1 protein-coding gene is annotated in these 299 nt (G+C 69.2%); it reads left to right on the top strand.

Going from position 1 to position 299, the window contains the following annotated elements; all coding sequences use genetic code 11:
* On the top strand, positions 1–299 hold a 299-nt coding region (locus tag LI94_RS25185), incomplete at both ends, for a hypothetical protein (protein ID WP_046302555.1).

Here is a 299-nt window from a genome sequence, read left to right as displayed (position 1 = left end):
GCGTTACCACCATCGCCACCATTGCCACCAGCGCCACCGGTGCGATCCTGCGCAGTGCCCGTGCTACCGACCGCGCCATCAGCGCCATCGGTACCCGAACCACCATTACCACCCACGCCACCAGCACCATGCGCACCCGCGACGGTGCCGCTACCACCGGCGCCACCGTCACCACCGACACCACCATTGGTGCCCGAGACACCAGCACCCGCGCCCTCGGCGACCGCGTCAAACCCGGCACCACCCTTGCCACCGGCACCACCATTGCCGCCATCACCCTGCGCAGCACGGGTGGTGTT

This window comes from Mycobacterium sp. UM_Kg27 (assembly GCF_000972905.1).
Classification (GTDB): domain Bacteria; phylum Actinomycetota; class Actinomycetes; order Mycobacteriales; family Mycobacteriaceae; genus Mycobacterium.
This window is presented reverse-complemented; position numbering and strand designations above follow the sequence as displayed.